This is a genomic window from Mesorhizobium sp. P2_F7 (genome assembly GCF_056403695.1).
In genome coordinates, this window is record NZ_JBFUFA010000011.1 from 38,185 (window position 1) to 60,927 (window position 22,743).

Consider the following 22,743-nt stretch of genomic DNA (forward strand, 5'->3'; position numbering starts at 1 on the left):
GCCTGTCACGCCAGCCACTCCCTGATCGCCGGGCGGGCGAGAACGGCGCGCATCCGATCCTCGGCGTCCTTGACGGCTGGCGCCATCGGCGCGCGGGTCGGGCCGCAATCGACGCCGATGACACGGAAGGCCGCTTTCATGCCCGGCAGCACGCCGGTCTCGAGCAGCGCTTCGACGAAATCCTGCGACACCATCTGCAAGGTTTTCGCCTGCGCCAGGTCGCCGGCGCGGACAGCCTGGTCGATCGAGAGATAGAGCCGCCCGAGCAGATTGTAGGTGGTGCCGATGCCACCTTCGGTGCCCAGCATGCCGGCGGCGGCGTAGATCTCGTCGAAGCCGTAGAAGAACAGTTTTTGCGGCTGCCGCTTGCGCAGCATCGAGTATTTGAACAGGTCGGTGGAGGTGTATTTGATGCCGACGACATTGCCGAGATCGAGAAGCCTGACCAGCAAGGCAAGCGGCAAGGGGCGGCCGGTTCGCAACGGGATTTCGTAGACGATCAACCGCAGGTCCGTCGCCGCCGCCAGCGCCTGGTAATAGCCGTACACCTCCTCGTCGGAGAAGGGATAGGAATGCGGCGGCAGCGCCGACAGCGCGTGATAGCCGAGCTTTTTCGCGTGCCGCGCCAGGCGGATGGAATCGCGCAGATTCGGCATGCCGACATGGGCGATCAGATTGACGCCCGCCCCAGCGGCGCCGGCGGACACCACCTCCTGCTGGGCCAGCAATTCATCCACCGTCAGCAGTCCGGACTCGCCGCTTGAGCCGCCGACATAGAGGCCGGCCAGGCCCTGGCGCAGGACGTAATCATTGATGTTGCGCTGGCGTTGCGGGTCGAACTCGCCGGCATCGCTGAGGCCGGTCATCAAGGCGGCATACATGCCCGCCAATTCTTTGCTCATTGCTTAAGTCCTCGGTGCTGTCAGGATTGTCTCGGGGAAACCTGAGCCTGAACCTCTGATTCCGGTTCCGGCTCTATGGTGTTGTTTCGGCATGATCTTTTTCGACAACCGGATTGGGTTCGGAGGCATCGGTCAGGCCTCACCGGCGTGGTGGCAGGCAACGAGGTGCCGGCCCGCTGCGATCGAGCCAAAATCGCGCGGTTGCGGGTCCACCTTGCTGCAAATGTCGGTCGCTTTCGGACAGCGCGGATGGAAATGGCAGCCGGACGGCGGCTTCGACGGATCGGGCACGCCGCCGCCAAGCACGATGCGCCGGCGGGTGCCGCCGGCCTTCGGGTCGGGCACCGGGATCGCCGACAGCAGCGCACGCATATAGGGGTGCAGCGGGCTGCCGAACACGGTGGCGGTGGTACCGATCTCGACGATGCGACCAAGATACATCACCGCGACACGGTCGCTGAGATAGCGGATCATCGACAGATCGTGGCCGACGAACAGATAGGTCAGGCCAAGGCGTGTCTTGAGGTCATCAAGCAGGTTGACAATCTGCGCCTGGATGGAGACGTCGAGCGCCGAGATCGGCTCGTCGGCGATGATGAATTTCGGATTGGCTGCCAGCGCACGGGCAATGCCCACGCGCTGGCGCTGGCCGCCGGAGAGCTCGAAAGGATAGCGGTTGCGCAGCGCTTCCCGCAAGCCGACCAGCGCCAGCAATTCGCTGACCCTTGCATCGCGCGTGGCGCGGGTGCCGATCTTCTGCGCGCGCAGGCCCTCGCCGATGATGCGGCCGACGGTCATGCGCGGATTGAGCGAGCCGAACGGGTTCTGGAACACCATCTGCATATCGCGGCGGCGCTGCTTCAATTCTTCGCCGGTTGCGCCGGCATAGTCCCTGCCCTCGAACACGATGCGGCCAGCACTTGGCCGCTCCAGCCCAAGCACGGCGCGGCCGGTCGTCGATTTGCCGCAGCCGCTTTCGCCGACCAGCGCCAGTGTCTCGCCACGCAGCACCTCGAAGCTGACGCCGTCGACGGCGTGCACCGCGCCGACCTGCCGCCTGAGCACGCCGCGCCGGATCGGGAAATGCACTTTGAGATCGGTGACGGAGAGCAGCGCGTCCTTCCCGGCCGCGGCAGCAGGCTTCGCGCTTTGTGCCGCGGCCGTCGGCCGTGGCAGATGGTCGACCTCGCGCCAGCGCCAGCAGGCGGTGGTGTGGCCGGCGCCAACCGCTTCCAGTGGCGGCTTCGCCTCACGGCAACGCGCCTCGGCGTAGTCGCAGCGCGGCGCGAAGGCGCAGAAGGTCGGCGGCAACGTGACATTGGGCGGCGCGCCCTTGATGGGCACCAGCCTGGCGTTGTCGGCCGTCAGCGACGGGATCGAGTTCAACAGGCCGATCGTGTAGGGGTGCGTCGTTGACGAGAAGAGCGCATCGACCGGCGCGCATTCGACGATCGAGCCGGCATACATGACTGCGACGCGGTCGACGAAGCCGGCGACCAGGCTGAGGTCATGGCTGATCCAGATGATCGCCATGCCGAGTTGCTTTTGCAGGCGCGCGACCAGTTCGACGATCTGCGCCTGGATGGTGACGTCGAGCGCCGTCGTCGGCTCGTCGGCGATCAGGATCGACGGCTTGCAGACCAGCGCCATGGCGATGCCGATGCGTTGCAACTGGCCGCCGGAGAACTGGTGCGGAAAGGCGCGCATGCGCTGCGGGCCGTTGGCGATGCCGACGAGCGCCAGCATGTCGAGCGCCTGGCGTTCAGCCTCGGCTTCGTTCAGGCCCTGATGCTCGCTCAGCGCCTCGGTCAGCTGCAGGCCGATGGTAAGCACGGGGTTCAGCGACGACATCGGGTCCTGGAAGATCATGGCGATGTCTCGGCCACGGATCTGGCGCAACTCGCTGTCGGGCATGGCCAGCAGATCGCGGCCGCGAAACAGCGCCCGGCCCGCTGTAACACGGCCGGGCGGCTTGCGGATCAGGCCCATCAGCGTCTGCACGGTGACCGATTTTCCCGAACCGCTCTCGCCGACAATGGCCAGCGACTCGCCTTCGGCAAGCTCGAAGGAAACGTCGTTGACGGCATAGACGGAGTTGCCTTGCGGACCGAACTGAACGCCCAGCCCTTGCACGGAAAGCACCGACTGCTGTCCGATCCCCTTGGCGGCCCTTTCAACGGCAAGTGCGTCGGCACCCATCATTTGCCACCCATGACGTGCTGCGGGTCGAGCGCGTCGCGCAGGCCGTCGCCGACGAAGTTGATGCTGAGCACGGCCATGGCGATCATGGCGCCGGGCGGAATCCACATCCAGGGCTGGCTCTCGAGGATGGACAGTGTGCGCGCATCGCGCAGCATGTTGCCCCAGCTTGCAGCCGGCGCCTGTGCGCCGAGACCGAGGAAGGAGAGCGACGCCTCGAGCAGGATGACGGTCGCGACATCGAGCGTGATCGCCACCAGGATCGGGCTCAGCACATTGGGCAATATGTGTTCGAGGATGATGACCGATGGCGAGGTGCCGAGCGAACGCGCGGCAAGGATGAATTCCTGGTTGCGCAGCGCCAGGATCTCGCCGCGCGTCAGTCGGGCGATGGAGGGCCAGCTGAGCAGGCCGATCACCACCATGGTGTTGAAGATGCTGGGGCCGACGACAGCGACGAAGGCGATGATGATAACCAGGCGCGGAAAGGTCAGCACCATGTCGATCAGGCCCATCAGCAAGAGATCGACCTTGCCGCCGAAATAGCCGGCGATGCAGCCGATGAAGATGCCTATCGCCGACGAGATCGCTACTGCGACGAAGCCGACCGTCAGCGAGATGCGGCCGCCATAGAGGATGCGGGCAAAGATATCCCTGCCGGTGCCGTCCGTGCCCAGCCAATGTACGCCACCGGGCGGCTGGTTGCGGCCCCTCAGGTCGATGTCGTTCGGGCCGTAATGCGCGATCAGCGGCGCCAGCACGCAAGCGAGCACGATGAAGGCGAGCATGATCAGGCCGAGCGTCGCCAAGCGGTGCTGCAGGAAGCGGCGCGCCGCCTCGCCCCACAGGCCACGCGAGGCCCCAGCAGTGACCGCGATGTCGGCGGCGGTGGCGTCAGTCATAGCTCACCCTGGGGTCGAGCACGCTATAGGCAAGGTCTGTGGCGAGGTTGGCCAGCATCACAATGATGGCGGTGATCAGCACGTAGCCCATGATGACGGGGCTATCCCGGTTGACCACAGAATCGATGAACACAAGGCCGATGCCCGGCCATTGAAAAATGGTCTCGATCACCACCGAACCGCCGAACAAGGTCGGCAGCGCCAGGCCGAAGACGGTGACCAGCGGGATCAGTGCGTTGCGCAGGCCGTGGCGCAGCGTGATGGTGCTGGGGCGCAGGCCCTTGGCCTTGGCGGTGCGCATATAGCTCTGGTTCAGCACTTCGAGCATGCCGGCGCGGGCATAACGCATGAAGATGGCGGCGCGGAACAAAGCGAGTGCTGCCGCCGGCAGGATCAGGTGTTTGAGATTGTCGATGAGCGAGAAGCTGTCGCCAGCCGTGGAAATGCCCGACGAAGGCAGCCAACGCAGCTCCAGCGCAAAGACATAGACCAGCAGCAGCCCCATGAAGAAATCCGGGATCGAGACGCCGACAAAGCCGGCAAGCGTCAGCGAATAGTCGGTGGCCTTGTATTGCCGCAGCGCCGAGATCACGCCGAGCGTGGTGCCGATGATGAAGGCTGCGAGAAGTGCCGCGCCCATCAGTTCCAGCGTCATCGGCAGCCGTTCTGCTATGATGTCGCCGACGCTGCGGCCATTGACGAAGGAGCGGCCGAGATTGCCGTGCAGAATCTGGCCGATCCAGTTGAGGTACTGGATGTAAACCGGCTGGTCGAGGCCGAGCTCGCCGCGCCGCATGGCGATCAGCGCCTCGCTCGACGGCGCCTCCGCCGTGATCATCGCCAGCACGGCATCGCCCGGCATGGCATGCGCAATGGCAAAGACGATCACGGTGACGCCGAACAGCACCGGAATGCTGAACAGCAGTTTTCGCAGGAGATAGCTGAGCACCGGCCTCTCCTATGTTCGAGCGAGGCTTTTGAGGCGATGGATCAAGGGGCTTCGACGGAACTCCATGATCGGTGAGCGAGGACGTTCCGCAGCGTCTATTTCGCCACTTCCCACTTCTCGACTTCGTTGTAGACCGGGTGGTTGAAGATCACGAGCGGCTGCTCCTTGAAGTGCTGGGCAAGGCCGACGATGCGGTTGTTGAAGGCGAGCGGCCGCACCTCGTTCCACAGCCAGGCTTTTGGCAGGTCCTGGTTGAGGATGCGCGAGGCCTCCTGGTAGCTCGCAGCGCGCACGGCGCGGTCGTTGGATTCCAGTCCCTTGTTGAAGAGTTCGTCGACCTTGGGATTGCAATAGCCCATGGCGAGAGGCTTGGCACCGCAGACGACCAGCGGCGAGCCGAGCGAGGGATCGAGCCCCATGCCTTGCGCGAAGAAGCCCATCTGGAAGCTGCCATCGGCATAGACCTGGTTGATCGCCGCCGGATCGAGCAGGCGCGGCTGGATGTTGACGCCGACTGCGGCGAGATAACTCTGGATGGCGGTGACGGTGTCGACGTTCATCTGATCGGAATAGTAGTAGATGAAGTCGACCGGCTGGCTGGCATCCCACCCAGCGTCGGTCAGCAACTGCTTGGCCTTGTCGGGATTGTAGTCGTAGGGTTCGAGGTCCTTGGCGCGCGCCCAGTCCTGCGGGAACAGCGTGTTCAACAGTTCGCCGGCGCCTTGCTTGACCGTCTCGATGATGGCCTTGCGGTCGATGGCATAGAGCATCGCCTGGCGCACGCGCGCATCGGCGAAGCGCTTGTTGTCCAGATTGAACTGCAGATAGGTCGGCAGGCCGGCGGAGAATTTCGGCAGCACCGTCAGATAGTCGAGCTTCTGCAAGCGGGCGAGTTCGGAGACCGGCACGCCGCCGCCCTCATAGGACATTGCGTCGACCTCCTGTGTCTCCAGCGCTGCAATGATCGGCGGCACGTCCTTGTAGATCTGGTAGATGATGCGATCGAGCTTCGGCGCGCCGAGGAAATAGTCGGGGTTGCGGTCGACCTCGACATACTGGTCGCTCTCGTATTTCTTCCAGATGAACGGGCCGGTGCCGACGCGGTTGACCCAGAAGGCGTTGCCCTTGATGTCGCCGGGTGCGACCTTGCCCAGAATGTGTTCGGGAAAGATCGAGATAGCGATAAGCTGCAGCTCGACCCAGAGCGGCTTGGCGCTGTCGAGCTCGATCTGGACGGTCATGTCATCGAGGGCTTTGACCCCGGCAAGCGAGGAGGCCGAACCATCCTGGAAAGCCTTGTATCCGGCGACCGCGCCAAGCTTCTGCGCCCAGGGCGAGCCGACCTTGGGATTGGCGTAGAGGTTGAGGCTGAACACCACGTCCTTGGCGGTGAACGGCGTGCCGTCATGCCATTTGACGCCAGGGCGCAGGTTGAAGATGTAGGTCTTGCCGCCGTCGGGCGTCTTCCAGCTCTCGGCCAGCATCGGCTGCACGCCGTCGCCCGTCCATTTGATGTGGACAAGACCCTGCAGCACTGTCTCGTCGAGCCTGTGGCCGCAAGTGGTGTGCAGCGTGCCCATCTCGATGCAGCCGGTGCGCATCGCCGAGCGGAACGTGCCACCGTCCGCTGCCTTCGCGGCGCCGGCAGCAAAGGTCAGCGCCAGCGCCGACAGAAAGCTCATCAACAGTCTTCTCATGGAATTTTCCTCCCGTTGCTTTCGCCGGCCGAAATCGAGGCATGCCTCGGGCCGATTTCGCGCCAGATCTTCGCCCGTCGCGCGACCGCCGTGCCCATCGGCAAGACGGCGACCTCCATCCCTTCGGTTGCGCAAGATCCTTGCTTGCGGCAACTGGTCTAATAGCTTAAAAGGTAGACCATGCACAATATGCCAGTTCGAAAAAAATTGTCGGATGAAGTTCGCCTTCGCCTGGAGGCGATGATCCGCGACGAGGTCTATCCGGTCGGCGCCTCGCTGCCGTCCGAGCGCGACCTGATGTCGATGTTCGACGTCGGCCGCCCCTCGGTGCGCGAGGCGCTGTTTGCACTGGAAAAAATGGGGCTGGTGAAGATCAACAGCGGCGAGCGGCCGAAGGTGACGCGGCCGACGCCGAAGAACATGCTGGAGCAGCTGACCGGCACGGCGCATCTTTTGATGGATCAGCCCGACGGGATCGGCCATTTCGAGCAATTGCGGCTGTTTCTCGAGGTCTCGATCGCGCGCCATGCCGCCGAGGTGGCGACACGCGAACAGATCGACGCGCTAGCCGCAGCACTTGCCGAAAACGAGCGTGCCATCGCCCGGGCGCGAGCCTTCGCCGTCACCGACGTCGCGTTTCACCGCGCCCTGACCGTCATCCCCGGCAATCCGATCTTCCTCGCCGCGCATGAGGCGCTGGTCGAGTGGCTGATCAATCAGCGCATCCACATGGCCAACACCGAGATCGAGAATCGCAAGAGTTTCGCCGGCCACCTGGCGGTGTTCGAGGCGATCGAGCGCCATGACCCGGAAGCCGCCGGCCAGGCGATGCGTGCGCATCTGGAAAACGCCAGGCGCAAGTTCAATTCAGGTTCGGGAAAACAGGATTAGCCGGCTGATGCGCCCACAGCGCTTGGCCCAACGCAAAAAGCCCGCCGTTCAAAGCCGGCGGGCTGCGGTCAAATTATACAGTTCGATCCGGTTGTCGTTAGCCAGGACAGCCGAATTTTGGCCTTCAGGCGCTCAGGGAGCGGGCTTCGACGAGATTGAGGCGACCACCGATCCGAGCTTGCCTGCTTTGGCCAGGCTCGGCTTTTCATAAGCTTTTTTCACAGAATCCCCCTTCAATTGATCGAATCAATTTCCCCTCTCGGGCCTGTTTTGTCAAATGCGGCTCTTACGCCGGCTCGCGCTTCAGCGCCTGCGCCATGCAGTGGATGCCGCCGCCGGTCTTGGAGATTTCGCTCATGTCGACGGCCGCGACCTCGAAGCCGCGCGCCTTGAGCTGGCCGATCAGCGTCTGGCTCGACGTCGGCGCGATCACCCTGTCCTTGCCCAGCGACATGAAGTTGCAGCCGAGCGCCATCGTGTCCTGGAACGGCACGTCGATGATCTCGTGGCCCTTGCCCTTCAGCCAGTCGACGATGCCTGGCTCGGTGCAGGCGAGGCAGACGGCGGTGAGCTTTTCGGCGATCGGCACCACCATCAGGTCGATGTGGACGTAATATTCGTCGATGAAGGCAAGGCGCGTTTCCCAGCCTTCCTTCTCGAACCAATCCTGCACCTGACGGGCGCCCTCCTCCTGCGTGCGGGCGCCGCCGCAGCCGATCAGCACCACACCCTCCTCGATGACGTTGAAGTCGCCACCTTCAAAAGTGCCGGCGGTGACCATGTCGTAGATCGGAATGCCGAGCTTCTCGTAGGTGCGGATGGCGGCATAGTTCTCGCCGCGACGCCACCAGTTGGCCATGGCGGTGATGAAGGCGCCGTAGGGCGTCATGACGCTGGAATCGCGGGAATAGACCTGCATCGGCAGTTCCGGCGTCGGTTCGTGCCAGTGGATGTTGACGCCGAAATGCTCATAGGCGGCGACGAGGTCCTTGTGCTGCGCCTGCGCGATCTGGACGTTGCAGGGCGCCTCGCGCAGATGCTTGCGCGACAGCGAGCTGGTCGAGAGATGGCGCAGGAAATTCGGAGAGCCGAGCAGAACGTCGGTCAGCACGTCGGTCTCGTTGGCAAAACCCCATGCGGTCAGCGGCTTGGTGCCGCCGGCGGGGTTGCGGCGCTGCAGCGAGAATGGTTCGGCGACAATGCGGTCATGGACGGTCATGGGCTTCTCCTCGTGGTGATATCGGTGGTTGGTCATGCGGTGCCGGCGGATGGAATCCACCAGTCGCGCCCACGCGCGGTGGTGACATATTCCGGCCACCGGAAATTAATCGGCGGGTCATAGTCGCAAAGCGGCGCGATCCAGTTCGCGCCGCCAACGCCGCCGCCGGTGCGGGTGACAAATTCGTCCATCGCCGCATCGCGCGCGGCCTTGTCCTCGAGCAGGCGAAGCGCCGCAAGCGCAACAGTCTTCGCAGCACAAATGACCATCGGATCGATGGTGGCCGAGATGCCACCCAGCGCATTCATCGCCCAAGACGGGTAGGCATGGCCATTCGCCGAGCGCAACGCCGGGCGGGCGACATAGAAGCGGGCCGTCGGCGCGTGCCAGCTCATGTCGGTGTAATCGTCAGAAGTCGAGTTGATCTGCGACGGCGGCAAATCGCGGCGCAGGATGGCTTCGGCGTCTTGCGGCGCGATCAGCCGCTCCATCTCATCGATAAACGGGTTTTCGGTCGCCGTGCCGCCGGCATTGACCTGCACCTCGCGGGCGATTGTCTTCGCCGCCTCATCCCAGTGCGGCGGGCCGACCGTGGTCAGCGCTTCATAGGCGATCCCGGCCATCACGTGATTGGCGAGACCGGGCCGCGACTTCGACACCCAGTGGCGCTCATAGCGGCAGCCGCTGATCGTAGCAGCGGCTTGCGCATTGCGATCGAGCACCGCGGTGACCTGCTCGGCCATGGCAATGGTCGGCACACGGATCATGTACTGAATCTCGGCCAGGCCCGCCGGCAGATTGTCGGCCGTGGCCTGTCCCGCGGTGAGGATCGCCTCGCTGATCGACCAGCCGCCCTGATGCGGCAGCATGGAATCGCGCAGCGCCTTGGAGGCCATGTACATCGTCATCAGCGCATCGTTGGCACCGGGCGCGCGCACCGCCGAATGCGCCTGCGGGATCGGCGCGCCATCGCCGGCGCGAACCCAGTTCTCGGGTTCGTCGCAGATGAAGCGGTAGACCATCGCATAGGCAGCGCCGCAATGCGTGTCCCAGCGCGCCGTGTTGCAGAGCGGCAGCATGTAGAAGGGGTGGAAGGAGATCATGCCGGCAAGGCCGTCATAATAGCCTTTGGCCGCATGGATGGGCTTGGAGCCTCTCACCTTCTCGGCCGGCTCGCCGGTGAAGCGCAGCGTGCCCTCGATGCCGTGGCGCTGCATAGCCGCCTTGGTGGCCAGAAGCCCGCCGAGGCTGGCGATGCCGAGCCCGGAATGCGGATCGGTGTGGCCGCCGGCCTCGCCGCCGAGACCCGCGCGTGGCCGCTTCACCGTCGCCGCGTCCTGACAGTTGCCAGGCACAGCGTCGTATTCAGCGTACATGCCGATGGTCGGACCTGGTCCGTTCGTCCAATGCGCGCAAAAGGCGGTCGGCATGCCGGCCGAGCCTTCCTCGACCGAAAAGTCCTCATGCTTCAACCGCGCGACATACCAGGCCGCCGACTGGTATTCACGCCAGGCGGTCTCGCCGAAATCGAAAATGGTGCGCGTCCACGCCGACAGCGACGGCTGGATGCCATCGAGACAGGCAAGCGCGGTGGCTTGCGCCGAGGTCGTCACCGGTTTCTCCATGCAGCCCAAGAAAGCAGTGAAGCGGCTTTGCAAAAAGTGATATGTTTTCCCGGTTCGTGCAAATTCGGTTCACCTGAGGCTTCTTGCGAATACCTTCCACCCAGGCGCTGCGCGCCCTCGACAGTTTTGCCCGTCACGGCAGCGTCTGGCGCGCCGCCGACGAACTGCATTTGACCCGCAGCGCCGTCAGCCATCAGCTGCGGCTGCTCGAACGCGACCTCGGCTTCGACCTCTTGGAGCGCATCGGCAAGGGTGTCGCGCTGACGCCACGCGGTCAGCGCTATGCGGCCGATGTGAGGAAGGCGCTGACCGTGCTTGGCGATGCGGTGACACGCCAGGCCGGCACCGGCGTCGGCGGCTCGTTCGCCGTCTCCTGCACGCCGGGCTTCGCTTCGCTGTTCTTATGCACGCATATTGGCGAGTTCCGGCAGATGTATCCTGACGTGGCGCTGTCGATCCTGACGCCAAGGCGGCTCGACGACGTCAGCAATCCCGACGCCGACGCCTTCATCGCTTTCGGCGTCGGCAACTGGCCGAACCGCGCGGTCGAGCCGCTGTGTGAAATCTCGTTCACGCCGCTCTGCAGCCCGACCTTGCTCAACAAGGTCGGCGGCTTTTCCAAACCGGCCGACGTGCTCCGCGCCAACCTCCTGCATCTCGGCGACACCGAGGACTGGTCGCGCTGGCTGGCGCTGTCCAAGGTGGAAAACCCCGACACCGAAGGCGGTATTTTCTTCTCGGACATGAATCTGGTCTTTTCCGCCGCGATCGCCGGCCAGGGCATCGCCATGGGCGACGAACTGACCAGCCGTCGGGCATTGAGCGAAGGCCGGCTGGTGAAACCGTTCGACATCGCGATCCCCTCGCCGCGCTCGTACTTTTTGGTTTCAGAGCACGCCAAGGCGAACCACCCGGTGCTGGAGGCGTTTGCGGGGTGGCTAAGAGCGAAACTGTCGGAAGTTAGCTAATCTCCCCCCTCGTGGGGGAGATCAGCAGCTTCGGCGTCGCGCCACCCGCCATCCGTGAATCAAATTTGCCGATCAGGCGAAAACTATTCGGTTGCGGTGAGCCGGCGCCCTGCCCTACGCTCATGCTACGACCAAGGAAGAGGCAGGATGCAGCAACCCGGCCGGGCCGCAGAGATCAAGGCAATCGGGATCGGCAAGAGCTTCGGCTCCTTCCGAGCGTTGGACGATCTGACGCTCAACATCGGCCGCGGCGAGTTTTTGACGCTGCTCGGCCCCTCCGGCTCGGGCAAGACCACCTTCCTGATGATCCTGGCCGGCTTCGTTCAGCCGACCGCCGGCAAGCTTTTCAGCGACGGCGTCGACATCACCGAGCGGCCGGCCGAGCAGCGCGCCGCCGGCATGGTGTTCCAGGGCTATGCGCTGTTTCCGCATATGTCGGTCGAAGCCAACATCGCCTTCCCGCTCAAGGTGCGCAAAAAGTCGGCAGCCGAGATCAAGCGCCGCGTCGCCGAGATGGTCGAGCGCGTCGGCCTCAAGGGCCACGAGACGAAACTTCCGGCGCAGCTTTCGGGCGGCCAGCAGCAGCGCGTGGCGTTGGCCCGCGCTTTGGTGTTCGAGCCCGGCGTGCTGCTCCTCGACGAGCCGTTCTCGGCGCTGGACAAGAGCCTGCGCGGCCAGATGCAGGCCGAGATGAAGCGGCTGCATCAGGAGACCGGCACCACCTTCGTCTTCGTCACCCACGACCAGAGCGAGGCGCTGGCGTTGTCGTCGCGCGTCGCCATCTTCAACCACGGCAAATTGCTGCAGGTTGGTGCACCGGACGAGGTCTACGACCGTCCCGCCAACCGCTTCGTCGCCGAGTTTTTGGGCGAGATCAACATGCTGCCGCTGAAGGGTGTGAAGTGCGCCGATGATGGCGGCACGGCGCTTTGCGAGGACCGTGCGATCACACTGCGCGGCAATGCCGAAGCAGTCAACGGCAACGCCATCCTTGCGATCCGGCCCGAGCATATGTCGATCGCGCGCGAAGCAGCCGCCGGCGAAAACGGCATTGCCGCCACCGCCGTCGGCTCGACCTATCTCGGTGCGGCGACCAAGTTAGACCTGACGACGCGCCAGGGCGCCAAGGTGACGGTGTCGGTGCCGAACGAGGTCGCGGCCGCGGCGCTGAGCAAAGGCAATTCCGTCTGGCTGACCTGGCCGGCGGAAAAAGGTTTCCTCCTTCCGGACGGAGGATGACGACCACACCGGCGAAGTCTTCCAGCAAAGAATCTGGAGCACGCCACAACCACCGGAACGACCAACGAAAAAAGGGGAACTGACATGACAAACGAAACCAAAAAACAAGCGATCGACGGCCTGTCCGCCAGGGCAGTGCGCGGCGAGATTTCGCGCCGGCAATTCACGCAGCTTGCGGCTCTTGTGCTGGCCGGCACGCCGATGCTGTTGCGCTCTACCGGCGCCTTTGCGCAGGCCAAGGAACTGGTGCTGGTCAATTGGGGTGGCGATGCGCTCACCGCTTATGACGCCGCCTATGGCCAGGCCTTCACCAAGGACACCGGCATCACCGTCAAGATGGACGGTTCGGGTCCGACTGAAGGCGCGATTGCCGCGCAGTTCAAGAGCGGCGCGCCGACCTGGGACCTCGTCGACGTCGACCCGTTCTCCGCCATCACGCTCGGCGCCCAGGGCGCGCTGGAGCCGATCGATTACGCCATCGTCGACAAGAAGAAGATGCGCGACGGCTTTGGCTGGGAATACGCCGCGTCGACCTATTTCTTCTCCTATGTCATCGCCTATGACTCCGAGAAATACGGCAAGGACGCGCCGACCGGCATGGCCGATTTCTTCGACGTGAAGAAATTCCCAGGCAAGCGCTCGCTCTACAAATGGGGCGTGTCGAGCTGGGAAGCAGCCCTTCTCGCCGACGGCATCGCGCCTGCCTCGCTCTACCCGCTCGATTTGAAGCGCGCGCATGACAAGATCGCCGCCTTCAAGGAAAACGTCGTGGCCTATTGGGGCGGCGGCGCCGAGAGCCAGAGCGTGCTGCTCAACGGCGAGGCCTCGATGGCCATCGTGTGGTCGACCCGCGCCTCGCTGATCGAGCAGGACTCGGGCGGCAAGATCAAGTTCATCTGGGACCAGGGCCTGATCTCGCCCGGCGCGCTGGCCGTGCTCAAGGGCAACCCCGGCGGCAAGGACGCGGCGATGAAGTTCATCGCCAGCGCCCAGGATCCGCAAAAGCAGCTGGTGATGTTCGACAAGCTCGGACAGGGTCCGGCCAATCCGGCCACCGACGCGCTGATCCCCGCCGACAAGAAGCGCATCAACCCGGTCGACCCCGAAAACATGAAGAAGCAGATCGCGCTCGACATGGACTGGTACGCCAAGAATTACGGGGCAGCGCTCGACGAGTACACCAAGATCATCTCGGCCTGATCACGATCGGACCGAGATGAGAGGCACCCTCTCCGACAGGATGGGCGCGGCGCTGTTGATGGCGCCGCTGCTCCTGTTTCTTGTGCTCGCCTATGCCTGGCCGTTCCTTGGCGTCGTCAAATGGAGCGTCACGCTGCCAACGCCGGGGCTCGGCCAGTATGGCGCGCTCGCCACCGACGCGCTGGTGCAGTCGGTGTTCATCCGCACGCTGCGCATTGCACTGATCGTCACGGTGGTTTCGGTGGCGGCGGCCTATGCGATTACCATGGTATGGGTGCGCGGCAGCCCGGCGCAGCGCATTGTCGCCGAATTCTGCATTCTCGTTCCTTTCTGGATCTCGGTGCTGACGCGGGCCTTCGGCTGGGTGGCGCTGCTCTCCAACCGCGGACTGATCAACACCTGGCTGCAATCGATCGGCTTCATCTCCGAGCCGCTGGCGCTGGTGCGCAACGAGTTCGGCGTCATCGTCGGCATGACGCATTTCCTCATTCCCTTCGCGGTGTTTCCGCTGGCGTCTGCCATGCGCAGCCTCGACGAGCGCGTGCTGCTTGCGGCGCGCGGGCTTGGCTCCAGCCGCATGCGCACCTTCTGGACTGTGTTCGTGCCGATGACGCGCTCTGGCATCATCGGCTCGGCGATGATCGTGTTCGTCTTCTCCCTCGGCTTCTTCGTCACGCCGGCGATCCTCGGCGGCGGCCGCAGCGTGATGATCGCCGAACTGATCTATCTCAGGATCTTCCAGAGCCCCGACTGGGGACTGGGCGCGGCGATCAGTGTGGTGCTGGTGCTGTTCGTCGGCGCGCTGATGGCGGTGCTGTTCCGTTATGTCAGACCGAAGCAGCTGATCTGATGCCGACCTATCGCCCCGGTCCCGTCTCGCTGATCCTCGCCTTGCTGGTGGCGCTGTTCCTGCTCTTGCCGCTGCTGGCGGTCATCCCTGTGTCGCTGACGCCGAGCCGCATGCTGGCGATGCCGACGGGCGAACTGTCGCTGCGCCACTATCGCTCGTTGATCGAGGATTCGCGCTGGCTCGACGCCATACTGCTGTCGATCCGGATCGGCATCGTCAGCAGCGTCATCTCCACCGTGCTGGCACTGTGCTTCAGCCTTGGCGTCTGGATGTTCCAGCCACGCTTCACGGCAGCCTTGGTCGGCTTCGTGCTGTTGCCGATGGTGGTGCCGCCGGTGGTCTCGGCGATCACGCTCTACTTCCTGCTCACCTCGATCTCGGGCATGAGCTCGTTCTTCGGCTACGACACCTGGCTCGGTGTCGCCATGGCGCATTCGGTGATGACGGTGCCTTTCGCCACCGTGCTGATCCTGGTCTCGCTCAGCCAGCTCGACCGCCGCATCGACCTCGCCGCGCGCGGCTTAGGGGCCAGCGTGTGGGAGCGCGCAACGCGCATCATCATGCCCAACATCAAGTTCGGCATCGTCACCGCCGCCCTGCTGTCCTTCGTATTGTCCTGGGAGGAGATCGGCGTCACGCTGTTCATCACATCGGTCAACGCCATCACCCTGCCCCGGCTGATGTGGATGGGCCTGCGCGACAACATCGACCCGGCGATCGCGGCGCTATCGGTGATCCTGATCATTATCACGGTGCTGGTACTGGCCGTGCGCAGCATCGTCGTCAGGCAGCGGCCGCACTAGACAAACCTGACCGAGACCCTTCCAAACCGGCCCAGATCGCCGGTGACTTCGTCGCCGGCCTCGACGCTTATCGGCGTCACGCAGGTGCCGGTTATCACCACCTGTCCCGGCTGCAGGGCTATGCCCAGGCCCGACAGTTCATTGACGATCCAGGTGAGCGCGATGCGCGGATCACCCAATACCGCTGCCCCTGTGCCGTTGTGCTGCGACTTTCCGGAAACGAAAGCCACCACAGGGTGCTTGGCGAGGTCCACGTCGCGCCAATCGTCGTCTACCGCCTCGCCGATGACAAACAGATTGGCGCAGGCGTTGTCGGCGATCAGTTGCGCCGCCCCGACAGCACAGAAATCATCATAGCGCGAGTCCGGTATTTCGATCGCCGGGTGCAAGGTCGCAACGGCATCCATCACTTCAGCGATTTGATAGGGTGACGGACGAGGCGGCAACTGGCGGCCGAAGCGGAAGGCGAATTCGATCTCGGCCACGCGCATCTTGCTCGTCGCCAGGGAAACGACGCCGCCAACCTCAACCGCTTTCTCGGCCAGCAGACGCCCCGCCATCGGGCCGTCGACGTTGATGTGCCTTTGTCCGGCCAGGCTGGTCGCGGCAATCTTCCAGCCGAAAAGCGGCGCCGCCGAGCGATTCACCACATGCGACTGGATGGCGTAGCCTTCGATCCGCGTTTGCGGCCGCAATTCCTGGGGTATGGCGTCGAGACGAGTACCGTTGTCCCAATGGCCTACCAGCAAACGCGACGCGGTTTTGGCCTTTTCTGAATCGAGCATCGTCAGCTCCGGAAATCCGTAGGGAGAATAATGTCGTCGAGATGCGGCACGCTAAGCGAAGAACGGATGAGGCGCGCCGCGCGTCCCTCGTTGTTCCATATGAGCGACGGCCGTTTGCAATTTGGTCTCGGAAAGGTGGAGGCCAAACTCGTTCGCAAGCACATCGCGAAACCCCTCGATGCCGTCTATCGTACGCCGTTCTACCTCACCTGACGGGTATCGCCTGTTGAAGCGCGAATTAAACAGGGTCAGTCGCGTTCTGTTTGGCCCGGGACGCGCCGCGATCAGGTTGTTGAGGTATGGGCTCTGCGGATGGCTGGCGGTGAACCAGTTACAAATCTCGTACTCGGCATCGACACGAGGCAGAAAGACAACCCTGTAGATATGCTCCCATCCGGTTCTCAGCCTCGACTGCAGCACCAACTCATCCCCCATCTCCAAAAACCGCATGATCTCGTGGGGAGTCTCCTGCTCCTCCTGCGTGAAGAGCTTCAGCGCGGTCGTCGGCGCAAGATTTCCAAATCCCACATCTGCAAGGAACGAGCCCTCCGGTAGTTCCACCCGCAAAACCATGTGCAGCATGGGTCGAGGCGCATCGATCTCCAATCCGCGCACCACGCGAGCCTGAAGGCTTGTCACCCTGTATCCGAGCGCCAGCAAGCCGGCGCGAAACAGCATGTTCTGTTCAAAACAGTAACCTCCTCGTCCGCCAAGAATTATCTTGGCCTGCAGCGAGACGGGATCGAGAGCGGGAGGGATATCAAGAAGAACGTCGATGCTCTCGTAAGCAATGGCCGTCGCGTGCGCAGTCACCACCGCTTTGAGCGTTTTCAACGTCGGATCACGCGACCCGTCGTATCCGATACGGGAAAGCCAAGCGTCGACGTTGAACTTGCTATCTGGCATTGGGCCCCGCCCCTCGCTGGCATCGGCCAAGGGTGCCAATGAAACAGGCCTCGTTCAAGGCAAAAATCTGTCCGGACCCAGACAGGGTCGAAGCTGCGGCCATCGGCTCGGAAGGCTCCGCCAGCCGTGCCGATGACGCAAGGATCAAGCTTGGCCGATCATCCGATTGCCGGCCCCGGGCCGCTCCGAACCGAAGGTCAATGCGGCAAAATCGATTCCGATATTCGCACGCACGGATCTCCGGTTCGGGATCACGCGCTGCCGCCTCAAGCGGCGCGCAGGCCTTCCTTCGGCCGCAGATTCTGGTTCATACGGAACAGGTTCTGCGGGTCGTAGCGGAGCTTGATCTCCAGCAGCCGACGATAGTTGCCGCCATAGGCCGCTTCGACCCGGTCGACCTCGTCCTCCGGCATGAAGTTCACATAGGCCGTGCCGGCTGCATAAGGCCTCGCCGCTTCATAGATACCGCGGGCCCAGTCGATGCAGGCCTTGTCCATTGCCGGTTCGCGCCAGCGGGCGTGGACGTTCATGACGAAATGCGAGCTGCGCTGTGGGAACGCCGTTTCATCCGCCTTGACGCGACCCGCCGCCCCGCCGACATGGCCGAAGAATATTTCGCATTCGGGACCCGGAAGCCGGGATATCGCCGCTGTCGTGATCTCGATCGCGCTGTCGGAAAGCTCCGTGAAGTCATGGCTCTTCCAGTAGTTGCGGGCGCCGGGCGTCAGCAGCGGGTCGAAGGCCTGCTGCCAGCCGGTGAACGGGTTGGGGCCGACGACATCGGCAATCGGCGTGCCGATGGCGCGGAGCTTCTGCGTCGCCTTTTCGCCCGCCTGGATGTCGCCGCAATAGCACATGGCCAAAACCAGCACCTCCTTGCCATGCCATTCGGTCGGCAAGAACGGTAGCGGCGGAGCCTGCCGCATGACCACCCAGCAGGTCAGTTCGTCAGGCGCGGTTTCGAGCGCCTTGCGATAGTCCCGCAGCACATTTTCGGCATCGGCGAAGGGATGGACGACGAGCCCCGACAGAACCTGCGGACCCATCTGATGGAGTTGGAACTCAAACGCCGTGACGACGCCGAAATTACCGCCGCCGCCACGCAGCGCCCAGAAGAGGTCCGGATTGTCCTTCTGGCTGGCGCGCAGCAACTTGCCATCGGCGGTGACCACATCGGCTGAAACAAGATTGTCGATGGTCAGGCCGAATTTGCGGGTGATCCAGCCGAAGCCGCCACCCAGCGTCAAGCCTGATATGCCGGTGGTCGAGTTGATACCCGTCGGCACCACCAGGCCAAAAGCCTGCGTTTCCCGGTCGACATCGACGAGCGTGGCACCGGGCCCGACCCATACCCGCCGCGCCACGACATCGACCCGCACCGACTTCATGGCCGACAGATCGATCATCAGGCCGCCGTCACAGACGGCACTGCCAGCAATGTTGTGGCCGCCGCCGCGCACGGAGACGAGAAGCCTGTTTTCCCGCGCGAAATTCACGGCACTGATGACGTCGGAGGCGCCGACGCAACACACAATGAGACCCGGGCGCCGGTCGATCGTGGCATTCCAGACGGTGCGCGCTTCGTCGTAGGCGGCGTCGCCCGCATGAAGCAGTGTGCCGCGCAATTGTGCCGAAAGCGCTTCAAGGACCGCAGCGTCGACGGTCGTCTTGCCGCGTTCAAGCGTGGTGAGGCTCATGCTGTTCATGGTTTCCTCCCGATTTTTTGCTTGTGAGCCGTTCTCCCCCCGACGCTTCGAACTGTGCTCCTATATTAGAAATCGCGCAAGTTCGGCACGGACCGGCGCTGCGCCCATGTTGGCGCCCGACAGCGTGCAGTCTGGCCGGATGGACGACCCAACGCTGGAGAGAGCTGCAAAAATCGGAAAAAATACTAGCGATCAGCGCCGGGACGCGCCGACATCGACTTCGCGCGTTAGCGGCAATGAAGCCCGGCCTAAGGCCAACCAATCCAAGCCGATGCCTGCCCTCAGGCTGCTCGCGCCCGGCGTAGCCTTTCGGCGACGTAATGCGGCCCCGGCCCCGCAAGCGGTCTTTCGGTCGCCAGGAAGCCATCCAGCATGGCAAGCAGTTCGCGCGCCGCACCGGACGAGCAGGAATAGTAGACCATTTGGCGGTCGCGACGGGTGTCGACAAGGCCGAAGGCGCGGAGCTTGGCAAGATGCTGCGACAGGGCCGATTGGCTGAGTTGAACTCTCTCGGCAAGGACACCGACCGAAAGTTCGCCGACGGCCAGATGGTTCATGATCAAAAGCCGCTTCTCATTTCCCAGCAAGTTGAGAAAGGCGGCGGCGGTTTCCGCATTGGCGGCAAGTTTTTTCGAAATCATCGATTCCACATATTTTTGCGCTCACCCAGCGCCATGGGGCAAAGGCGCCAGCAGAGCCATAAACCCACCTTTGCGATGATTTCGCCGCGTCATGCCCACTCAACCGGGGCGACATACAAAACCAGCGCCAAGTCCCAGCTGGCACAAACCAAAAATCCAGCCAAATAACCAGACTAAAGTCCTAGCCAACTTCGGACCAAAGCCTACCAGCGTCGCGTTCTTTCCACAAGACCATAACGTTACTACCGGCAAAACTGCTTTTCAGGCACCCCAGGGATGGCGCCAACGGCCACTTCGCGCCCCGCGGAAACAAAGGGTGAGATGTGGGATTTCGTGGAACAGCGCCCGAGCTAAGCCGTTGAATTATTGGCGATCCCGACAGGATTCGAACCTGTGACCATCGGCTTAGAAGGCCGGTGCTCTATCCAGCTGAGCTACGGGACCGCTGGCCGGACAAGCCATTTTATATCTTGGCCGGCTGATGTCTTCGCCGGACGCTACCCCGGCAATGCCGGTCAATGCGTCCAGGGAATCCTGCGGTCATAGCGGAAATTTTCCGCATAGGAAATCTGCCGGCGCTTGGTCTCCTTCGGCTCCTCGACACGGAAGGCCAGTCCCTGCTTTTCGGCGTAGGCCACCGCCTCTTCCCTGGTGTCGAAGGTGAGCCGGATCTGGCTCAGCATGTCGCCCGATGTGGTGTAGCCCATCAGCGGGTCGATTCTCTTGCGCTGGGCGGGATCGAATTCCAGCACCCAATGGCCGGTCTTGGCCTTGCCGGACTGCATCGCGGTTTTGGCTGGGCTGAAAATACGCGCGGACATGGGCACCTCGTGGCTGCGTTGGCGGCAGCGCCGCCTTATTTCAGTCAATACTGTGCAACACTGCCGACGGCAAGGCCGAAGCGGCCTGCAACGGCGCCGCTTCGGAAGCGGCATAGGCCCGATACACTGGCGTGGCATCAAAAGTCATGGTCATGATAGCGACCCATAGAGGCATGGACGCGGGGATTTTGCACGCTGAGGCCGGCCAGCAAGCGATTTTCGACGGCGTGATCGTCATCGGCGCCGGCGGGGCCGGGCTGACCGCAGCCCACGCGCTGCTCAAGGCCGGCGTACCAGTGATGGTGCTGGAAAAGGAAGCCCGGCTGGCCGAGCCATGGCACCGGCGCCACGCACAGCTTCACCTCAACACGCATCGCGATCTCTCGGCACTTCCGGGCGTCTCGTTTCCCGCCGGTACCCTTGCCTTTCCGCACCGAAGCGCGGTCATCCGCCATCTCAACGAATTCCGCGCCATGCACCGGCTGCCGGTCGAGTTCGGCGTCTCGGTCGATGAGATCGCCTTCGACGGTGACCACTGGCTTGTGCGGACCGGCGCCGGGCCGCGACTGGCGCGCCATGTCGTCATCGCCACCGGGCGCGACCGGCAGCCCGTCATCCCGGCCTGGACGGGCATGAAGGCCTTTGCCGGGCGCATCATCCATTCGGCAGAGTTCGGCGACGCCAGTGACTATGCCGGCAGGAAAGTGCTGGTCGTCGGCGCGGGCAATTCCGGTTTCGACGCGCTCAACCATCTGGCGCGGGTGGATACGGCGCAGATCTGGCTGTCAGCGCGAAACGGCCCGGCGCTGCTGCCCAAGCGCATCGGCCAGATCGCCGTCCACCGCTTCTCGCCGATGCTGGCGCGGCTGCCGTTCAAGCTTGCCGATGCGGTGATGGCAGCGACGCAGCGGCTGGTCTTCGGTGACCTCGCCGCCTTCGGCCTGCCGCCGACGCCTTTGGGCGGGGCAAGCCGGCTGGCGTCGGATTATACCGCCATCGCCACGGATGACGGCGCCGTCGACGCCATCAAGGACGGCCGGATCATCGTGCTGCCGACCGTGCGGGAATTCACCCGCGACACGGTCATTTTCGACAATGGCGTGACGATCCAGCCCGATATCGTGATCGCGGCGACCGGCTACCGCACTGGGCTCGAGACCATGCTAGGCAAGCTCGGCGTGCTCGACGAAAAGGGCGTGCCGCTGTTCAACGGCGCCGACCAGGACCCGAAGCTGCCGGGCCTTTGGTTCACCGGCATGCGGCCGAGCATCCGCGGCTGCTTCGCCAATGCCCGCATACAGGCCAAGGCGATCGCCGCCAGGATTGCGCGCGAGCGCAGACCGCCAACGCCGGCTTGACGTTTTAGGGGTTGCGCGGCAGGGCCCGGAACCTTATACGCCGCAGGGCCTCGGAGTGTAGCGCAGCCTGGTAGCGCATCTGGTTTGGGACCAGAGGGTCGGGAGTTCGAATCTCTCCACTCCGACCATTTTTCTCCCCCGCAAGTTTGCCTGTCGCCAACAGCGCCTCAGTGCCGGCGCGTGGCCGTACGCATCCGCGCCCGGCAGGCTGCTTCGGCCGACCCTGAAATTTGTATTGGAACGCGAAGCTCTCCCGCGAGTTGAGTATTATTCGACCCAAGGAGAGCCATAGTGAAAACCCTGATAATCGCTTCCATGATCGCTTTTGCCGGAACGGCAGCTTTGATTGCACCGACACAAGCCACCAGCCTGATCATCCAGTCCGATGACGGCGACCAATATTCATCGGACAATGATCAAATACGAATTCGCCGCCATCACGACCGCCAAAAAATCTACGACGACGATGAATATAGCGACAACCAGGGCTATGACGGTCAGTGGCGTCGCCACCACCGCCATCACCGCTGCCATATCGAACTGGTCAAGCACTGGCGCCATCACCACAGGGTCATCGAGCAGGTCAGGGTCTGCGGTTGATCTGATCGCATTAGCCATGCTCCGGCCGGTTTTGTCGGCCGGGGCCTAGGCTGACCTAGGCGCCCGCACCGGCAATGAGGCCCGCAATCACGTCGGCCAGCCTGATGGCGCCTTTGACCATCCCCATCCTCTCGCCATTGGCCGGGAATGCGATCCAGCCCTCATTGAAACCATCTGGCATCCGCATTTGGGCAGAGGGGTCAATCGTATCAGCGAAGGCCATGGCGCCGTCATCGACGGCATCGGCGTAAGATCTTGAGCGCCGCACGGACATCAAGGTTTTTGCTGCTCACCGAAAGCGCGTCGGCCTGGCAAGCAGCCTGGTCGGTCGTGGCGAAGGTCGTAGCGCTGGAGGATGTCGCCGAAGGCTTGCGGTATCTCATCGAGAAGCGGCCGTTCGGCCCGTGCTGAAGATTTGACGCAAGGCGCTCCGCTCGGATAATCCCCTCGCGTCCATCGCTGCCGGCGGTCTGGACTTTGGC

At 63.5% G+C, this 22,743-nt stretch carries 22 protein-coding genes and 2 tRNA genes; 10 read left to right on the top strand and 14 right to left on the bottom strand.

Going from position 1 to position 22,743, the window contains the following annotated elements; all coding sequences use genetic code 11:
• Window positions 1-5: 5 nt before the first annotated feature.
• From AC1DZ8_RS26400 to AC1DZ8_RS26420, 5 genes are all read right to left on the bottom strand, one after another.
• On the bottom strand, window positions 6-902 hold the full coding sequence (locus AC1DZ8_RS26400; protein WP_477301722.1) for a dihydrodipicolinate synthase family protein: 897 nt from the start codon (window positions 900-902) through the stop codon (window positions 6-8).
• Between the two features lie 132 nt (window positions 903-1,034).
• Window positions 1,035-3,104: an ABC transporter ATP-binding protein gene (locus AC1DZ8_RS26405; protein WP_477301724.1), complete on the bottom strand. Its 2,070-nt coding sequence runs from the start codon at window positions 3,102-3,104 to the stop codon at window positions 1,035-1,037.
• Complete coding sequence (opp4C, locus tag AC1DZ8_RS26410) at window positions 3,101-4,003, bottom strand: oligopeptide ABC transporter permease (RefSeq protein WP_477301726.1); 903 nt, start codon at window positions 4,001-4,003, stop codon at window positions 3,101-3,103. The genes AC1DZ8_RS26405 and opp4C overlap by 4 nt, the downstream gene beginning before the upstream one ends.
• The gene (locus AC1DZ8_RS26415; protein WP_477301728.1) at window positions 3,996-4,952 is read right to left on the bottom strand and encodes an ABC transporter permease; all 957 of its coding nucleotides are present in this window, start codon (window positions 4,950-4,952) and stop codon (window positions 3,996-3,998) included. Before AC1DZ8_RS26415 ends, opp4C begins: the two co-directional genes overlap by 8 nt.
• A gap of 95 nt (window positions 4,953-5,047) precedes the next feature.
• Window positions 5,048-6,649 (bottom strand): ABC transporter substrate-binding protein, encoded by a 1,602-nt coding sequence (locus AC1DZ8_RS26420; protein ID WP_477301730.1) that lies wholly within the window; start codon window positions 6,647-6,649, stop codon window positions 5,048-5,050.
• A gap of 189 nt (window positions 6,650-6,838) precedes the next feature.
• On the opposite strand from AC1DZ8_RS26420, the gene nanR reads away from it, so the two are divergent.
• Window positions 6,839-7,540 (top strand): transcriptional regulator NanR, encoded by a 702-nt coding sequence (nanR, locus tag AC1DZ8_RS26425; RefSeq protein WP_477301972.1) that lies wholly within the window; start codon window positions 6,839-6,841, stop codon window positions 7,538-7,540.
• 286 nt (window positions 7,541-7,826) lie between these two features.
• Here nanR and AC1DZ8_RS26430 read toward each other — a convergent pair whose 3' ends face one another.
• Together AC1DZ8_RS26430 and AC1DZ8_RS26435 are read right to left on the bottom strand one after the other, a co-directional pair.
• On the bottom strand, window positions 7,827-8,759 hold the full coding sequence (locus AC1DZ8_RS26430; protein WP_477301732.1) for a dimethylarginine dimethylaminohydrolase family protein: 933 nt from the start codon (window positions 8,757-8,759) through the stop codon (window positions 7,827-7,829).
• Between the two features lie 32 nt (window positions 8,760-8,791).
• Window positions 8,792-10,384: a zinc-binding metallopeptidase family protein gene (locus tag AC1DZ8_RS26435; protein ID WP_477301734.1), complete on the bottom strand. Its 1,593-nt coding sequence runs from the start codon at window positions 10,382-10,384 to the stop codon at window positions 8,792-8,794.
• Window positions 10,385-10,467: 83 nt separating this feature from the next.
• Between AC1DZ8_RS26435 and AC1DZ8_RS26440 the strand changes: the two genes are divergently transcribed.
• The 5 genes from AC1DZ8_RS26440 to AC1DZ8_RS26460 all read left to right on the top strand — a co-directional run bounded on the left by AC1DZ8_RS26440 (window position 10,468) and on the right by AC1DZ8_RS26460 (window position 15,444).
• Entirely contained in the window at window positions 10,468-11,352 is an 885-nt protein-coding gene (locus AC1DZ8_RS26440) for a LysR substrate-binding domain-containing protein (protein ID WP_477301736.1), read from the top strand.
• Between the two features lie 147 nt (window positions 11,353-11,499).
• Window positions 11,500-12,591 (top strand): ABC transporter ATP-binding protein, encoded by a 1,092-nt coding sequence (locus tag AC1DZ8_RS26445; protein ID WP_477301738.1) that lies wholly within the window; start codon window positions 11,500-11,502, stop codon window positions 12,589-12,591.
• 84 nt (window positions 12,592-12,675) lie between these two features.
• Window positions 12,676-13,791: an ABC transporter substrate-binding protein gene (locus tag AC1DZ8_RS26450; RefSeq protein WP_477301740.1), complete on the top strand. Its 1,116-nt coding sequence runs from the start codon at window positions 12,676-12,678 to the stop codon at window positions 13,789-13,791.
• A gap of 16 nt (window positions 13,792-13,807) precedes the next feature.
• Window positions 13,808-14,641: an ABC transporter permease gene (locus tag AC1DZ8_RS26455; protein ID WP_477301742.1), complete on the top strand. Its 834-nt coding sequence runs from the start codon at window positions 13,808-13,810 to the stop codon at window positions 14,639-14,641.
• Window positions 14,641-15,444 (top strand): ABC transporter permease, encoded by an 804-nt coding sequence (locus AC1DZ8_RS26460; protein ID WP_477301744.1) that lies wholly within the window; start codon window positions 14,641-14,643, stop codon window positions 15,442-15,444. Before AC1DZ8_RS26455 ends, AC1DZ8_RS26460 begins: the two co-directional genes overlap by 1 nt.
• Here AC1DZ8_RS26460 and AC1DZ8_RS26465 read toward each other — a convergent pair.
• The 6 genes from AC1DZ8_RS26465 to AC1DZ8_RS26490 all read right to left on the bottom strand — a co-directional run bounded on the left by AC1DZ8_RS26465 (window position 15,441) and on the right by AC1DZ8_RS26490 (window position 20,303).
• On the bottom strand, window positions 15,441-16,229 hold the full coding sequence (locus AC1DZ8_RS26465; protein ID WP_477301746.1) for a 2-keto-4-pentenoate hydratase: 789 nt from the start codon (window positions 16,227-16,229) through the stop codon (window positions 15,441-15,443). The genes AC1DZ8_RS26460 and AC1DZ8_RS26465 overlap by 4 nt on opposite strands.
• A 51-nt stretch (window positions 16,230-16,280) precedes the next feature.
• The gene (locus tag AC1DZ8_RS26470; RefSeq protein WP_477301748.1) at window positions 16,281-17,135 is read right to left on the bottom strand and encodes an arylamine N-acetyltransferase family protein; all 855 of its coding nucleotides are present in this window, start codon (window positions 17,133-17,135) and stop codon (window positions 16,281-16,283) included.
• A gap of 266 nt (window positions 17,136-17,401) precedes the next feature.
• Window positions 17,402-18,841: an FAD-binding oxidoreductase gene (locus tag AC1DZ8_RS26475; RefSeq protein ID WP_477301750.1), complete on the bottom strand. Its 1,440-nt coding sequence runs from the start codon at window positions 18,839-18,841 to the stop codon at window positions 17,402-17,404.
• Between the two features lie 281 nt (window positions 18,842-19,122).
• Window positions 19,123-19,482 (bottom strand): ArsR/SmtB family transcription factor, encoded by a 360-nt coding sequence (locus tag AC1DZ8_RS26480; RefSeq protein WP_477301752.1) that lies wholly within the window; start codon window positions 19,480-19,482, stop codon window positions 19,123-19,125.
• Between the two features lie 367 nt (window positions 19,483-19,849).
• Window positions 19,850-19,926, bottom strand: a tRNA-Arg gene (locus tag AC1DZ8_RS26485).
• A 71-nt stretch (window positions 19,927-19,997) separates the two neighbouring features.
• The gene (locus AC1DZ8_RS26490) at window positions 19,998-20,303 is read right to left on the bottom strand and encodes an ETC complex I subunit (protein WP_477301755.1); all 306 of its coding nucleotides are present in this window, start codon (window positions 20,301-20,303) and stop codon (window positions 19,998-20,000) included.
• A gap of 173 nt (window positions 20,304-20,476) precedes the next feature.
• On the opposite strand from AC1DZ8_RS26490, the gene AC1DZ8_RS26495 reads away from it, so the two are divergent.
• The 3 genes from AC1DZ8_RS26495 (at window position 20,477) to AC1DZ8_RS26505 (ending at window position 22,261) form a co-directional block, all read left to right on the top strand.
• Window positions 20,477-21,661: a flavin-containing monooxygenase gene (locus AC1DZ8_RS26495; protein WP_477301974.1), complete on the top strand. Its 1,185-nt coding sequence runs from the start codon at window positions 20,477-20,479 to the stop codon at window positions 21,659-21,661.
• A 51-nt stretch (window positions 21,662-21,712) separates the two neighbouring features.
• Window positions 21,713-21,789: transfer RNA gene (locus AC1DZ8_RS26500), tRNA-Pro, on the top strand.
• Window positions 21,790-21,952: 163 nt separating this feature from the next.
• The gene (locus AC1DZ8_RS26505) at window positions 21,953-22,261 is read left to right on the top strand and encodes a hypothetical protein (RefSeq protein ID WP_477301757.1); all 309 of its coding nucleotides are present in this window, start codon (window positions 21,953-21,955) and stop codon (window positions 22,259-22,261) included.
• 55 nt (window positions 22,262-22,316) lie between these two features.
• Here the strand turns inward: AC1DZ8_RS26505 and AC1DZ8_RS26510 are convergent, their stop codons facing one another.
• Window positions 22,317-22,484, bottom strand: a complete 168-nt coding sequence (locus AC1DZ8_RS26510; protein ID WP_477301759.1) for a hypothetical protein — start codon at window positions 22,482-22,484, stop codon at window positions 22,317-22,319.
• Between the two features lie 32 nt (window positions 22,485-22,516).
• On the opposite strand from AC1DZ8_RS26510, the gene AC1DZ8_RS26515 reads away from it, so the two are divergent.
• Window positions 22,517-22,672 (top strand): hypothetical protein, encoded by a 156-nt coding sequence (locus AC1DZ8_RS26515; protein WP_477301761.1) that lies wholly within the window; start codon window positions 22,517-22,519, stop codon window positions 22,670-22,672.
• Window positions 22,673-22,743: the final 71 nt, after the last annotated feature.

What these genes read in the sequence shown, in the direction of transcription:
- AC1DZ8_RS26435 (WP_477301734.1), bottom strand. Translation starts at nt 10,384, where the DNA reads ATGGAGAAACCGGTGACGACCTCGGCGCAAGCCACCGCGCTTGCCTGT.
- AC1DZ8_RS26445 (WP_477301738.1), top strand. Translation starts at nt 11,500, where the DNA reads ATGCAGCAACCCGGCCGGGCCGCAGAGATCAAGGCAATCGGGATCGGC.
- AC1DZ8_RS26420 (WP_477301730.1), bottom strand. Translation starts at nt 6,649, where the DNA reads ATGAGAAGACTGTTGATGAGCTTTCTGTCGGCGCTGGCGCTGACCTTT.
- AC1DZ8_RS26510 (WP_477301759.1), bottom strand. Translation starts at nt 22,484, where the DNA reads ATGGCCTTCGCTGATACGATTGACCCCTCTGCCCAAATGCGGATGCCA.
- AC1DZ8_RS26470 (WP_477301748.1), bottom strand. Translation starts at nt 17,135, where the DNA reads ATGCCAGATAGCAAGTTCAACGTCGACGCTTGGCTTTCCCGTATCGGA.
- AC1DZ8_RS26475 (WP_477301750.1), bottom strand. Translation starts at nt 18,841, where the DNA reads ATGAACAGCATGAGCCTCACCACGCTTGAACGCGGCAAGACGACCGTC.
- opp4C (WP_477301726.1), bottom strand. Translation starts at nt 4,003, where the DNA reads ATGACTGACGCCACCGCCGCCGACATCGCGGTCACTGCTGGGGCCTCG.
- AC1DZ8_RS26430 (WP_477301732.1), bottom strand. Translation starts at nt 8,759, where the DNA reads ATGACCGTCCATGACCGCATTGTCGCCGAACCATTCTCGCTGCAGCGC.
- AC1DZ8_RS26460 (WP_477301744.1), top strand. Translation starts at nt 14,641, where the DNA reads ATGCCGACCTATCGCCCCGGTCCCGTCTCGCTGATCCTCGCCTTGCTG.
- AC1DZ8_RS26490 (WP_477301755.1), bottom strand. Translation starts at nt 20,303, where the DNA reads ATGTCCGCGCGTATTTTCAGCCCAGCCAAAACCGCGATGCAGTCCGGC.
- nanR (WP_477301972.1), top strand. Translation starts at nt 6,839, where the DNA reads ATGCCAGTTCGAAAAAAATTGTCGGATGAAGTTCGCCTTCGCCTGGAG.
- AC1DZ8_RS26400 (WP_477301722.1), bottom strand. Translation starts at nt 902, where the DNA reads ATGAGCAAAGAATTGGCGGGCATGTATGCCGCCTTGATGACCGGCCTC.
- AC1DZ8_RS26455 (WP_477301742.1), top strand. Translation starts at nt 13,808, where the DNA reads ATGAGAGGCACCCTCTCCGACAGGATGGGCGCGGCGCTGTTGATGGCG.
- AC1DZ8_RS26450 (WP_477301740.1), top strand. Translation starts at nt 12,676, where the DNA reads ATGACAAACGAAACCAAAAAACAAGCGATCGACGGCCTGTCCGCCAGG.
- AC1DZ8_RS26465 (WP_477301746.1), bottom strand. Translation starts at nt 16,229, where the DNA reads ATGCTCGATTCAGAAAAGGCCAAAACCGCGTCGCGTTTGCTGGTAGGC.
- AC1DZ8_RS26480 (WP_477301752.1), bottom strand. Translation starts at nt 19,482, where the DNA reads ATGATTTCGAAAAAACTTGCCGCCAATGCGGAAACCGCCGCCGCCTTT.
- AC1DZ8_RS26405 (WP_477301724.1), bottom strand. Translation starts at nt 3,104, where the DNA reads ATGATGGGTGCCGACGCACTTGCCGTTGAAAGGGCCGCCAAGGGGATC.
- AC1DZ8_RS26495 (WP_477301974.1), top strand. Translation starts at nt 20,477, where the DNA reads ATGGACGCGGGGATTTTGCACGCTGAGGCCGGCCAGCAAGCGATTTTC.